This window comes from Ectothiorhodospira shaposhnikovii (genome assembly GCF_016584105.1).
Lineage (GTDB): Bacteria > Pseudomonadota > Gammaproteobacteria > Ectothiorhodospirales > Ectothiorhodospiraceae > Ectothiorhodospira > Ectothiorhodospira shaposhnikovii.
In genome coordinates, this window is record NZ_NRSM01000050.1 from 1 (window position 1) to 11,477 (window position 11,477).

The 11,477-nt window shown below is 63.4% G+C and carries 11 protein-coding genes; 5 read left to right on the plus strand and 6 right to left on the minus strand.

Going from position 1 to position 11,477, the window contains the following annotated elements; genetic code table 11:
- Window positions 1-88: 88 nt before the first annotated feature.
- The 6 genes from CKO35_RS16775 to CKO35_RS16800 all read right to left on the minus strand — a co-directional run bounded on the left by CKO35_RS16775 (window position 89) and on the right by CKO35_RS16800 (window position 8,400).
- Window positions 89-2,413, minus strand: coding sequence for a TonB-dependent siderophore receptor (locus tag CKO35_RS16775; RefSeq protein WP_200177264.1), 2,325 nt, complete (start codon window positions 2,411-2,413; stop codon window positions 89-91).
- 94 nt (window positions 2,414-2,507) lie between these two features.
- Window positions 2,508-3,491 carry a FecR domain-containing protein gene (locus tag CKO35_RS16780; RefSeq protein WP_200177265.1) on the minus strand — a complete coding sequence of 328 codons (984 nt, stop codon included), beginning with the start codon at window positions 3,489-3,491 and terminating at the stop codon, window positions 2,508-2,510.
- On the minus strand, window positions 3,488-4,036 hold the full coding sequence (locus CKO35_RS16785; protein ID WP_200177266.1) for a sigma-70 family RNA polymerase sigma factor: 549 nt from the start codon (window positions 4,034-4,036) through the stop codon (window positions 3,488-3,490). The genes CKO35_RS16780 and CKO35_RS16785 overlap by 4 nt, the downstream gene beginning before the upstream one ends.
- 292 nt (window positions 4,037-4,328) lie before the next feature.
- Window positions 4,329-6,788, minus strand: a complete 2,460-nt coding sequence (locus CKO35_RS16790) for a TonB-dependent siderophore receptor (RefSeq protein ID WP_200177267.1) — start codon at window positions 6,786-6,788, stop codon at window positions 4,329-4,331.
- A 90-nt stretch (window positions 6,789-6,878) separates the two neighbouring features.
- Window positions 6,879-7,871 (minus strand): FecR domain-containing protein, encoded by a 993-nt coding sequence (locus CKO35_RS16795; protein WP_200177268.1) that lies wholly within the window; start codon window positions 7,869-7,871, stop codon window positions 6,879-6,881.
- A 7-nt stretch (window positions 7,872-7,878) separates the two neighbouring features.
- Window positions 7,879-8,400, minus strand: coding sequence for a sigma-70 family RNA polymerase sigma factor (locus tag CKO35_RS16800; protein ID WP_200177269.1), 522 nt, complete (start codon window positions 8,398-8,400; stop codon window positions 7,879-7,881).
- A 215-nt stretch (window positions 8,401-8,615) separates the two neighbouring features.
- Here CKO35_RS16800 and CKO35_RS16805 point away from each other — a divergent pair, with 215 nt between their 5' ends.
- The 5 genes from CKO35_RS16805 to CKO35_RS16825 all read left to right on the plus strand — a co-directional run bounded on the left by CKO35_RS16805 (window position 8,616) and on the right by CKO35_RS16825 (window position 11,403).
- Complete coding sequence (locus CKO35_RS16805; RefSeq protein WP_200177270.1) at window positions 8,616-8,783, plus strand: hypothetical protein; 168 nt, start codon at window positions 8,616-8,618, stop codon at window positions 8,781-8,783.
- 420 nt (window positions 8,784-9,203) lie between these two features.
- The gene (locus CKO35_RS16810) at window positions 9,204-9,383 is read left to right on the plus strand and encodes a hypothetical protein (RefSeq protein WP_200177271.1); all 180 of its coding nucleotides are present in this window, start codon (window positions 9,204-9,206) and stop codon (window positions 9,381-9,383) included.
- A gap of 27 nt (window positions 9,384-9,410) precedes the next feature.
- A complete protein-coding gene (locus tag CKO35_RS16815) occupies window positions 9,411-9,764 on the plus strand; it encodes a DUF6746 family protein (RefSeq protein ID WP_200177272.1) in 354 nt (117 codons plus the stop codon).
- On the plus strand, window positions 9,764-10,054 hold the full coding sequence (locus CKO35_RS16820) for a DUF3649 domain-containing protein (protein ID WP_200177273.1): 291 nt from the start codon (window positions 9,764-9,766) through the stop codon (window positions 10,052-10,054). Before CKO35_RS16815 ends, CKO35_RS16820 begins: the two co-directional genes overlap by 1 nt.
- Complete coding sequence (locus tag CKO35_RS16825; protein WP_200177274.1) at window positions 10,051-11,403, plus strand: PepSY-associated TM helix domain-containing protein; 1,353 nt, start codon at window positions 10,051-10,053, stop codon at window positions 11,401-11,403. Before CKO35_RS16820 ends, CKO35_RS16825 begins: the two co-directional genes overlap by 4 nt.
- The last annotated feature ends 74 nt before the right edge of the window (window positions 11,404-11,477 follow it).

Below are 11,477 nucleotides of genomic sequence, written 5' to 3' on the forward strand. Positions count from 1 at the left end.
AGTACATCGAGATGGAGTACAACAGCGACCGGCTCCACTCGTCCCTGGGGTACATCACCCCTCAGCAACATTTTTTAGCGGTTGCTGCTTAATCCGTGTCCGCTGCGACTTGACCAGAACAGGAAGGCACCTTAAAGGAGTTGTCGTTATTGAAGGTCCGTCCCACGTAGCGAATGCCACCGCCCATGCTCAGGCCGTCCGCCGGACCGCTGAGTACATGATAGTCTGCCCACAACGAGACGGCATTCCGCGGTACCGCGGCGGTGGTATTGCCCCGGTTCGGATCATTGCTTCTGGTCACCTCGTTATCCGTGTAGGTGTAGGCGGCGATCAGGTCCAGATTGTTGCGCAGGTGTGCGCGGCCCTCCACCTCAAAACCGCGTGATCGAACCTCACCTGTCTGCACCGAAAAGCCGGGGTTGTCCGGGTCCGCAGTCAGTACGTTTTGCTGCGTAAGTTCATAGACCGCAACGGTGAGCGTAGCATTGGTGCCAACAGGCTCGTACTTGAACCCCACCTCGTATTGCCGACCGGTGGTCGGGTCAAAGCCGCTACCGGAGGCATCCACGCCGGTGGACGGTTCAAAGGACTCACTGTAGCTGGCGTAAGGCGCCAGATCATTGTCGAACAGGTAGACCACACCGGCGCGCCAGGTTAGCTCGGTGGCCTTGGCTCTCAGGCGGTTGTGGTTGCCGTTCGCATCAGTTTGGCGGTTCCTCAGGTCAACATCATCCCACCGACCTCCCAGCAAGACGATCCAGCGGTCATCGAACTTGGTCTGGTTTTGAGCGTAGATGCCGAGATGGCCATAATCGATTCTGGTGGCACGTGCGATACCGTCGTTCATGACAGGCCGGTTACCGTATTCCGGATTGAATACATCCAGTGGCTGGTTGGTACCGACCCATACCCGCTGGTCGAATTTCGAATTGCGATAGTCCATGCCGACCAGACTGGTGTGTTGGAGGCGGCCGTGATGCCAGCGCGTCTGCACTTGGTTGTCGACTGTTACGCCGGCTTCCTCGTCGATCCGACGTTGAGCGCCGCGGTTTACCAGCCGCCGGGTGGCATCATCGGTGCGATTGCTGATCCAGTGGTAGGCCCAGTCTGTTTCAGTGTCATACCAGAGCAGATTGTGCCTGACAGTCCATGTATCGTTGAACTGATGTTCGAGCTCGTAACCGAGCGTGTTCCGCGAGACCTCCATGCCGTCGAAACCCCTTTCGCCCACAAACAGATCGGGGGCGACCCTGCCATTCGGATTGGGTAGCACGGTACCGTCAAAGGGCTTGCCGTAGTTGTAGGCGGCCTCGCTTTCATGGAGTGTCGCCAGCAATGTCAGCGTGGTTCGGTCGGTTGCACGCCAGTCCACAGCCGTCGACAACGTTTGTCGGTCGTCGGGAATCTCTGCGATCATGGTGTCGCTATCCTGCATCAGTCCTGTGATGCGGTAGCCCAAGCGACCGTCCTCAGTCACCGGACCACCGAGATCTATCGTGGCGCGTTGGCGGTTCCAGCTCCCCACCTGCAGACCGACCTGCCTCAGCGGCTCGCTGGTAGGCCGTTTGCTCACCAGATTAACGATACCGCCCGGGCTCGCCTGACCGTAAAGAATGGAAGCCGGCCCCTTGAGCAACTCGACGCGTTCATAGAGGAAGGGCTCCTGTACCCCGGTGATGGAGTTGATCGGGAACTTCCGTCCATCCAGATAAAGACTTCCGCCCCCAGAGCTGAAGCCGCCAGAGCTGAATCCTCGCATCAGGAGCGATGTTCCGGCAGTCCCGCTATTGCCCCCATTGCCGCTCTGAGAAACGACACCAGCCGAGTAGCGGAACGCCTGGTCGAGCGTGTCCACTCCCTGGATTTCCATTTGTTCCCGTGTCACCACGGAGACGGACTGCGGTGTCTCAATCAGCGGCGTGTCGGTCTTGGTTCCGGTGGCGCTGCGCCTGGCGACATAGCCCTGAACGGGGCCCCAGGCGCTTTCCCTTGCGGCATCGGCTCGTACCGTCACGGGGGCCAGCATCGCTCTCGCGTTGTTTTCCAGCGGCGGGACCGGGCGCACGCTCAGCGTCCCGCTCTCGGTCACGACCAACTCCAGCCCCGTGCCGATCAGCACCTGTCGTGCGGCATCCGCGGTGCTGAAGTTGCCGCGCACCGGCGCACTGGTCTTGCCGGCGACCAGCGCTGGATCGGCGGACAGGCGCTGGCCGCTGTCGCGGGCGATGCGTGCCAGGGTGTCGGCCAGCGGGGCGGCGGGGAGGTTCCAGCTTCTGGCTGCGGCTTCGGCCGTGATGGGGGTTGGTGCGTTACCCTGGGCAAAGGCGGTCAGGCTGGCGAGGGTGAGCGATACGGCGATGGCGTAGCGCAGTGGGCGGATGCGGAAAACGCCGGGGTGGTGTTGGTAGGGCATGGGCTTCCTCGTCGGGTGTTGAACATGCGATGAACAAACGGATTCATCAGTCATGTCGAACGAGGCAGGCAAACCCCCTCATGGATTCGAAGAATTATTGAATTTCGTTTTGATGCTCGACCAAGGTCAGCAGCGGGCCGTATCGCCGGATGGCGATGGGCTGGGTTTCGGCCAGCGACAACAGGGTGGCGTCGGGGTCGTCGAGGGGGAAGACGCCATAGACGCGCAGCGCGGCGGCTTGTGGTGAGACGCGCAGGTAGCCGCGCTTGTAGGGGCGCAGCGCGGCGATGATTTCGGCCAGTGGGCGGTCGCGTACGTCGAGCAGGCCGTCGGACCAGGCCGCCAGCGGCGCGGCGAGGCCGGGCAGGGGCTGAATGTGGCTGGCGGTGTAGCGGGCGGCGCTGCCGGCGGAAAAGGTTTGCTCGCTGCCGTTGGCGGTGGTGAGCTGTACGCTGTGTTCGAGCACGGTGAGTTCGCTGTGCCCGTCCTGCAGCCGCACGGTGAAGCGGGTGCCGAGGGCGCGGGCGAGGCCGTGAACGGTGTGAACGATCAGCGGGCGCGTGTGGTCGACGGCGGTGTGGATGAGGATCTCGCCCCGGCGCAGGTGTAACCGTCGCGCTTGCGCGCTGAAATCGACGTCGACCGCGCTACGCGCATTGAGGGTCAGCGTGCTGCCGTCGGCCAGTTGCACCTGGCGGCGCTCGCCGGTGGAGGTGCGCAGGTCGGCGATCAGCCCGGTGAGCGGCTGCTGGCGGTTCAGCAAGTAGCTGCCCAAGCCGACCAGTAGCAGTGCGGCGGCGCTGCTGCGCAGGGCCTTGCGGCGAGTCGGTGCGGTGAGCGCATGGCGGGCGGCGCGGCGCTGGCCGGGCAGCACGGCTTCGGCATTCTGAAGGGCGGCGACAGGTTGATCGAGCAGGCCGGAGATCGTGCGCCAGGCGTGCTGGTGGCGTGGATCGGCGTTCAGCCATTGGGCGAAGGCGGCATGGTCTGCGGCCGATGCGTCGCCCGAATCGAGCCGTACCAGCCAGTCGATGGCGCGCTCGGCGGCGGGGTCGAGCTTGCGGGTGGCAGTGCTCACGGGCGCCGTGCCGACAGACTGTCGGCCATATCCTGCGGCATAGCCTCAAGGCTGGCCAGGTAGCAGTGGGTGACGGCCCGCTTCATATCGCGCTCGACGGTGGCGACGGAGATGCCAAGGGCCTTGGCGATTGCTCTGTGGGGCATCTCTTCGAGCCGGTTCATCAGAAAGACCTTGCGCACGCGCAGGGGCAGGCCGTCGAGCAGCGTGTCGAGGGTTTCGATGGCTTCTCGCACCATTGCGTAATCCTCGGCCGACGGTGCGTGGTTCTCCGGCAACTGCGCCAGGGCTTCAAGCCAGGCGAGTTCCAGGCTGCGCCGCCGCCAGTAGCTGACCAGCACCCGCCGGGCGAGCGTCATCAGGAAGGCGCGGGGTTCGTCGAGCTTGTCGAGATCCCGTGCGCCGAGCACGCGCACGAAGGTGTCCTGGGTCAGATCGGCAGCTTGGTGGCTGCAGCCGACCTTGCGCCGCAACCAGCCCAACAGCCAACCGTGGTGTTGGCGGTATAGATCGGCAGCGGGTTGGGGGGACATGACGGCGCGCAAGGAAGGCCTCCGGGGAAGAGATGATTCGCCGGCTGGCTGCTGGAAGGCGTGGCTTGCCGTTGAGAACGGTTCTTATTGTGACTCGGGGCGAAGCTTGGCGTCAAACTTGAGTATTGGTCGTGGCGGGTTATCGGGCTGACCGAAGCGGAAATGAATGACGCCGGCGGGGTGACCGGCCGGCGCTGGTTGGGGGGGAGGCGAAAGTCGTGACGCGTACTTTTCCTCCTACGTCGGACGGAGCCAGCAGGAGGGTTTCAAGTCCGTCGGGATTGCTACGCACGGACGCGCAGCGTCAGAAGCCGTAGCGCAAACTGATGTTGAAGTTGCGGGGTGCACCCCACGTGTAGAAGAGCCCCTGTGCGTTGAAGTTGGTCACCCCGGCGAAGTACTTTTTATCGAGCGCGTTGTTGATGTTGGCGCTGATGCTCAGTCTGTTGTTGATCTCATGGCGCGCCATCAGGTCGAGTAGCCAGTAGGCGTCCTGGCTCAGTCTGGCGTTGTCGCGCTGGACTGCGATCTTGCTTTGCCAGCGAGTGGCGGCGCCCACGGACAGCCCGTGCCAGTCCCCACCGCTCAGTCGGTAGGTGGTGCCCAGCTTGAACTGGTGCTTTGGCGTCGAACTGGCACTGTCGAGATCGCTGCTGTTCTGGACGTAGCTGCCTTGGGCTTGCCAGCCGTGGGCCAGTTCGCCGGAGAGTTCGAGCTCGTAGCCGCGCCGGATCACCCCGGAGACCGCCCGGTAGATGCTGTCGCCCTGAGCGTTGATGCCGACTTCCTCGGCGGTGTTGTCGGTACGCATCCAGAAATGGCTGATGCTGGCGTTCAGGCCCCTGTCGAAGAATTCGCCCTTGGCGCCGATTTCGTAGGTCAGTCCTTCTTCCGGCGGCAGTGTGCGCTCGGCGGCATCCCTGGCACTCTGGGCGTTGAAGATGCTGGCGTAGCTGGCATAGACGGAGACATCAGGGGTGACGTCCACCACCAGCCCGGCGTAGGGCGTGACCACTCCTTTTTCGCTCAGTCGGGTGTTGTACCAGCTGATGTCGGTGGCGTCCTTCTGCTCATAGTCGGACACCCGGGCGCCGAGGATCAGCTTGACCGGGTCGGCCAGCGACAGTTGGCTGGCGGCGTAGACGTAGCCCCGTTGGCTGCTGAAATAATCATCCGAGTAAGTCGGTGGGTTGGACGGTTCGGGAACCGCGCTGCCACCCTGGGCGTAGTCGACGCCTGACAGCACCTGCAGGCCCTGGTCGCCGCGCAGCATCGTTGTCCGGCTGCGCGAGGCGCCGGCGCCGAACAGCAGCTTGTGTTCGCGGCCGAACAGCGAGAATGGGCCTTGCAGGTCGAGGATCACGCTTTGGTCGCGCGACTCGATGTCCTTGTACAGGCCGTACTGGGCGGTCACCGCCGGCAGCGCATAGCGCAGCGAGCCGATGCGCATCTCGGGCGTCTCGATACTGTCGTGGGTCAGCTGTAGCTTGCCCGTCCACCCGTTGGCGAAGTGGTGTTCGAGGCGGGCGAAGGCGTTCAGCGAATCCTGTTTGTAACCGGCCCAGTCTGCACCGATGTTGAAGTCGCGCGCCATCCGCGGCACCGCGTTGCCGTTGCCGTCGAAGCCTTGGATCGGCGTGGTGCCGCTAGCGCCGCGCAGTTCGCGCTGGCGCCAGGTGAGGCCGGCGCTGACCAAGGAGTCAGGGCTGAGGTCGTACTCCAGCGTGCCATACACGGTCGAGGCGTCGCTGTCCTTGCCGTTGAAGGTCTTGCTCTCCTTGTGCGCGGCGACCAGCCGGCCGCGCAGGCTGGCGTCGGCGTTGAGCGGGCCGGTGAGGTCGGCGTCGACACGGTAGGTGTCCCAACTGCCGATGCCGATGGTGGTGCTGGCCTGGAAGTCGCGGGTCGGACGCTTGCGGATCAGGTTGACGGTGGCGCCGTAGGCCCCGTCACCGTTGATCAACCCGGAGGAGCCTTTGAGGACTTCGATACGGTCAATGTCGGCGAGGTCGTCGAGGGTATGTACGATGTGCGTGTTCCAGCCCCAGCCGGTGCTGATCCGGCGGGCGCCGTCGGTCTGCAGGTTGACGGACGAGCCGCGCACGTTGAAGGTGTTCGAGTCGCTCTGCCGGGTTACGGTGACGCCAGGGGCTTGTTCGAGCACGTCGGTCAGGGTCTCCAGCTTGAAGTCGTCCATGCGCTGGCGGGTCATTACCGTGATCGACTGCGGTGTCTCGCGCAAACTCAGGGCCAGGCCGGTGGCGGTGCCGCTCGGCCCGGTCGCGGTGTAGCTGCCGGTGCCTTCGGTGGTACCGTCGTTCAGGCCGGAAGCCGTCACCTGCACCGGCGCCAGCTGTATTACTGCCGCCTCGTCGTTGACTCGTGGCGACGGTCTCAGGACGAAACTCTTGCCGCTGCCCATGGCATCCAGCCCGGTGCCGGCGAGCAGCCGGTTGAGAGCCTGGGCGACGGTGAATTCGCCCTGCAGGCCGGGGCTGCGCTTGCCGGCGACGAACTCGGGCGGCATGGTGATGTTGATGCCGGCGCGGGCGGCGAAGTTAGCCAGGGTTTCGTCCAGTGGGCCGGCGGCGATGTCGTAGCGCTGGTGTTCGCTGGCGGTGGCGCTGGGTTCTGCCGCCCGGGCACATTCGACGAGTACCGCCTGGCCTGCGCTCACCGTCAGCAGGGCGATCAGGGTGCCGCGCATGGCGCTGGCGAGCGGGGTGGGTCGCGGGCGGTGGTGCCGGGGAGGGGTTTGGTTCATGCCAACTTCCTGGATGTGAATGAAGGGTTTCAGTTCATTCACAAGCGAGGTCGGCAAAAGGGGACAGGGTGGCGATATTTTTTTGCCAGCTCAGGGATTCGGCGTCGTCAACGTTACCCAGTAGCGTGAGCGATGGACTACCTTCACCGGCAGCGCTTCCGGCAGGCTGGCGAGGATGGCATCGGTGTCGTGCAACTGAAAGGCGCCGGAGATGCGCAGATCGGCCACGGACGGATCGCAGCGCAGCACGCCAGGGCGATGGCGGCCGAGCTCCTTGGCGAAATCGGCCAGGCGCATGTCGCGCACGATGAGCTGGCCGTGGGTCCAGTCCGTGGTGTGCGGGTCGGCTTCGGCCGGCTGGCCGGGGTCGATGGCGGTGAAGCGGGCCTGCTCGCCGGCGTTCAGCCGCAGGCTGCGATCGGGCGCGGCGGCCGGGCGGATTTCCACCGCGCCCGTATAGACGTTGACCCGGGTATGGTTGTCGTGCTGGCGCACGATGAAGCGGGTGCCCAGCGCACGCACGCTGCCCTGCACGGTCTCCACCAGCAGGGGGCGGGCCGGCAGGCCATCGGCGAGACGGGAATCGGGTGCCGTATCGATGAGGATCTCACCCCGGCGCAGGCGCAGCAGGCGTTGCTCACTGCCGTAGTCGACGTCCAACGCGGTGGCAGTGTTGAGATGCACCCGGGTGCCGTCGGTCAGCACGATGGGGCGCCGCTCGCCGGTGGCGGTGCGATGCTTGGCGAGCACCTGGCGTGCAGGTGTGCTTTGCCACGCCAGCCACCCGGCCGGGGCCACGATCAGCAACGTGGCCAGTGTCTTGACGGCCCGTCGGCGTTGCGCATCCAGGTCGTTGCGGTTGCGGTTGCGGTCGAGGACGGGAAGCGCCAGCTCGCCGGGCAGGCCGGCGAAGCTGCCGGAAATCCGTTCGGCCTTGGCCCAGGCCACTTCGTGGCGTGGATCGGCCGCCCGCCAGGCGGCGCAGGCGGCATGTTCCGCCGGGTCGGCGCCGGCTTCCCGCAGACGAAAATACCACTCGGCGGCGGCCAGCGCGATCTGTTGTTCGGATAGAGTGGGGGTCATCGGGTGTTCATGGGGCAAGCGCGATGCAGTGCGCCATGGCCTGCACCATGTAGCGTTTGACGGTGCGTTCGCTGACCTTGAGCCGGGCGGCGATCTCGGTATAGCCAAGGCCTTCGATCTGCGCCAGCAGGAAGGCGCTGCGCACGCTGGCCGGCAGCGTGTCGAGCAGGGCGTCGAGCTCGTTGAGGGTTTCGAGGACGAGTACGCGCTGTTCGGTCGAGGGGACGAAGGCCTGGGGTACCTGGGCCAGCGCTTCGAGATACGCGGCTTCCAGGCTGCGGCGGCGATGCAGGTTGACCATCAAGCGCCTGGCGACCACTGTGAGGTAGGCACGAGGCTCGCGCAACTGCCAGGCGGATTGTTTTTCCGGTGAGCCCTCGGGGGCGCAGAGCAGGCGTAGGAATGTGTCCTGCGCCAGGTCGGCCGCGTCGCCGGCATGCCCCAGCTTGCGCTGCAACCAGCCCTGCAACCAGCGATGGTGTTCGGTGTAGAGCCGGGCAAGGGAATGTTCGGCGGTGAGGTTGCGCACGCAGGCCTCCGGGAAACGATGCGGCTGGCTGGCCCGTGCGTCTTCATCAGGCGTGGCTTGCGGTGTTTTTGAGAATTGTTCGCATTGTTTGTGATTTGAGCGGGGGAGTCAATCCGGCATCGCCGGCGGTGTTCAATGGGCCGGACAGGTCGAACTCGCCGCTGTAGTTGTCCCACGATCCTGCGCCGATCGAAGCGCGACCCTGGAATTCAGCCGTGGGGCGTTTGCGCACCACATTCTATCCCGCCATGGTCAGTGAAGACCTGTTCGAGGTCCAGGCAAGGCTCGGCTACCTGCTGCGTCTGCGCGCCAAAGGCAAGGAGACTACAAGGAATTTGGATGTCGAGAGCTTCCGCTGTTGTGCGTTGAAAAAAGCGTTTTGACAAAGGTGTTGCCAAAACACCACGGGCTATCTATGCTGATAAGCCGATACAAATCTAAGAATCATTCTTATTTCCATTTTCTTTCTAAGATGGATTTACCTCATGGAGAGGGGAAGACACGGGCACCATCGTGAGCACATCGAAGTACGCAGCGTCCACCACTGACCACCTCTATGACGGCTATCACGCCTTGTTGGGGGGGTGGCCACTGCGTCGCATGTGCAATGCTACCGATCAGGTGCGCGATGTTTTCCTGTGCCTGATTCTCAAGTCCGCGCCGCGTGGTTTCGACACTTTCGGTGAGGCGTACACCTATCTGCGCACCGTAGCCCAGGACGTGTGCATCAACCTGTGGCGCGTCCTCGAAATCGAGCAGGCCTGGCTCGAATACAGTAGCGGAATCCACGCTGAAGTCGGCGATTGCGCTGGAAACAGGACGCCTACACTATTGCCTCCGCCAGCGCGAGCTACCGCTTCGACAAAACCTGGTCGGCCAACTTCAGAATTGAGAAGAAATACTTCTCCCGTGTCGCAGGGGGGCGCCAAAACTACCATGGCAACCCGCGCAATTTCATGCTGACCCTGTGTGGGCAATTCTGATCATCAACCACCATGGAGAACGCATCAATGAAAAAATACCTGGGCGGCATCGTTTTTGCCGCGCTTGTCGGCGTGGCCACGCCGGCCCTGGCGGACCGTATCAACCATTTCGAAGGAAAGCCAGCGGATACGCTGGAACAGGCCATGGCCAATTTCATCGAATACAACGCCCGGCTGGACGGCATTCTCGAAAAGACTGAATTGACCGCTGAAGACCTCGCCACTATCCATCAACTGACCTACGCGCTGGCACAGATGGCGCAAATCGCCGACACGCCGGAGGATTTGAACGTCGCCTTCGAAACGGCCGATTTCGATGGCCCCCGGAAGCATGGCGAGGCCTACATTCACAGCACACGCATCATTTTGCCCGAATTGTGATGTCTCGTCGTTTGCATTCCAGACTCGGAATGTTCTCGCGTATAGCTGCCGCGTTCGTTGGCGGCTATGCGTTGGCCAATCTGCTGCCGCTCGCGCTCGCCAGCCTGCTTCCTGTCAGCCAGGCGGAAAGGGTGATGATAGCGATGCTGGCGAGTTTCGCGGTTTTCGTCGCGGCCATCCTGTGGGCCTTTGCCGCGCGCCGTGCCTCCCACGCCTGGGCTGGGGTACTGTTGGTGAGTGCCATGGCGGGTCTGCTACTGATCACGCAGGGATCGGGAGGTGGGTTATGAAAGCAGGCTTTCGCCAGAGAATGGCCGAGGTCCATACCTGGATGGGCCTGTTGCTGGGCTGGGTTCTGTACTTCATGTTCATCACTGGAACGGCCGGTTACCTGGACACCGAGATCGATCGCTGGATGCAGCCCGAAGCACCGGTTGCTGACTATTCGGTATCGCCGCAAACCGTCGTTGAACACGGCAGAAACTGGCTCGACATACATGCGCCGGGTGCGAGCCGTTGGTTCATCAGGTTGCCGGTTGATCGCAATGATCCCTACCCCCGTGTGTTTTGGCAGGGCGCACAGGGGGAAGGCATCGCGGCGAATGGCAACGCCTTTCTGGACCCCGCCACCGGTCAGCCGGTGGAAGCCAGGGCAACGGGCGGGGGGCAACTTTTGTACCAGATGCACTGGAGGCTGCATTACCTGCCAAGGGTAGCCAGCGACTGGATCATCGGTGTGGCCACGATGTTCATGTTGGTGGCGCTGGTCACTGGCATCATCGTGCACAAGAAGATCTTTAAGGATTTCTTCACCTTCCGCCCCGGCAAGGGCCAGCGATCGTGGCTGGATATGCACAATGTGGTGAGCGTGATCAGCCTGCCCTTCCAATTGATGATCACTTATTCCGGGCTGATTTTCATGGCGCTCATCTACATGCCGTTGATCGTTGTCCTGGGATACGGGAGTGGTGCGGACAATCGGCAGACATTTATCGGTGAGGCTTTTGGTGTGCCGCCGATGGTTGAAGCCATGGGTGTCCCGGCGCCGTTGGCCTCGCTCGACGCAGTGCTGGATCAGGTTTCCGGGCGCTGGGGAGACGCGCCGGTGGGTTCGTTCGAGATTCGTCACCCCAACGATGCGAATGCCCGCATCCTTGTGAGGGGCAGCCATGCGGCAGGACCGCTCCGCGCTGCCAATATGTTGGAGTTCGACGGGGTGAGCGGTGAGTTGCTGGCCGAGTATCCGGCGCGGCAGTCCGGCAGCAAGGCGTTTAGAGACGTGATGCTGGGGCTGCACGAGGGGCTGTTTGCAGGGCCGTTGCTGCGGGCGCTCTATGTGTTTTCCGGCCTGCTGGGTGCCGCGATGATCGCCACCGGACTGATGCTGTGGACGGTCAAGCGCCGGCAGCGGGCCGAGAAGGCCCGGGGTGGGTCGCATATTGGCCTGCGCCTGGTGGAAAGGCTCAACATCGGTATCGTGATCGGTCTGCCCGTGGCCATAGCCGCCTACTTCTGGGCCAATCGGCTGCTGCCGGTGGGTTTCTCCGCGCGCGCCGAGTGGGAGGTGCACGCGATGTTTCTGTTGTGGGTAGTGTTCTGGTCAAGTCGCAGCGGACACGGATTAAGCAGCAACCGCTAAAAAATGTTGCTGAGGGGTGATGTACCCCAGGGACGAGTGGAGCCGGTCGCTGTTGTACTCCATCTCGATGTACT

Bases quoted from the DNA above. Each gene is read 5' to 3' on its own strand.
- CKO35_RS16775 (WP_200177264.1), bottom strand. From the start codon at position 2,413: ATGCCCTACCAACACCACCCCGGCGTTTTCCGCATCCGCCCACTGCGC.
- CKO35_RS16790 (WP_200177267.1), bottom strand. From the start codon at position 6,788: ATGAACCAAACCCCTCCCCGGCACCACCGCCCGCGACCCACCCCGCTC.
- CKO35_RS16795 (WP_200177268.1), bottom strand. From the start codon at position 7,871: ATGACCCCCACTCTATCCGAACAACAGATCGCGCTGGCCGCCGCCGAG.
- CKO35_RS16815 (WP_200177272.1), top strand. From the start codon at position 9,411: ATGAAAAAATACCTGGGCGGCATCGTTTTTGCCGCGCTTGTCGGCGTG.
- CKO35_RS16820 (WP_200177273.1), top strand. From the start codon at position 9,764: ATGTCTCGTCGTTTGCATTCCAGACTCGGAATGTTCTCGCGTATAGCT.
- CKO35_RS16825 (WP_200177274.1), top strand. From the start codon at position 10,051: ATGAAAGCAGGCTTTCGCCAGAGAATGGCCGAGGTCCATACCTGGATG.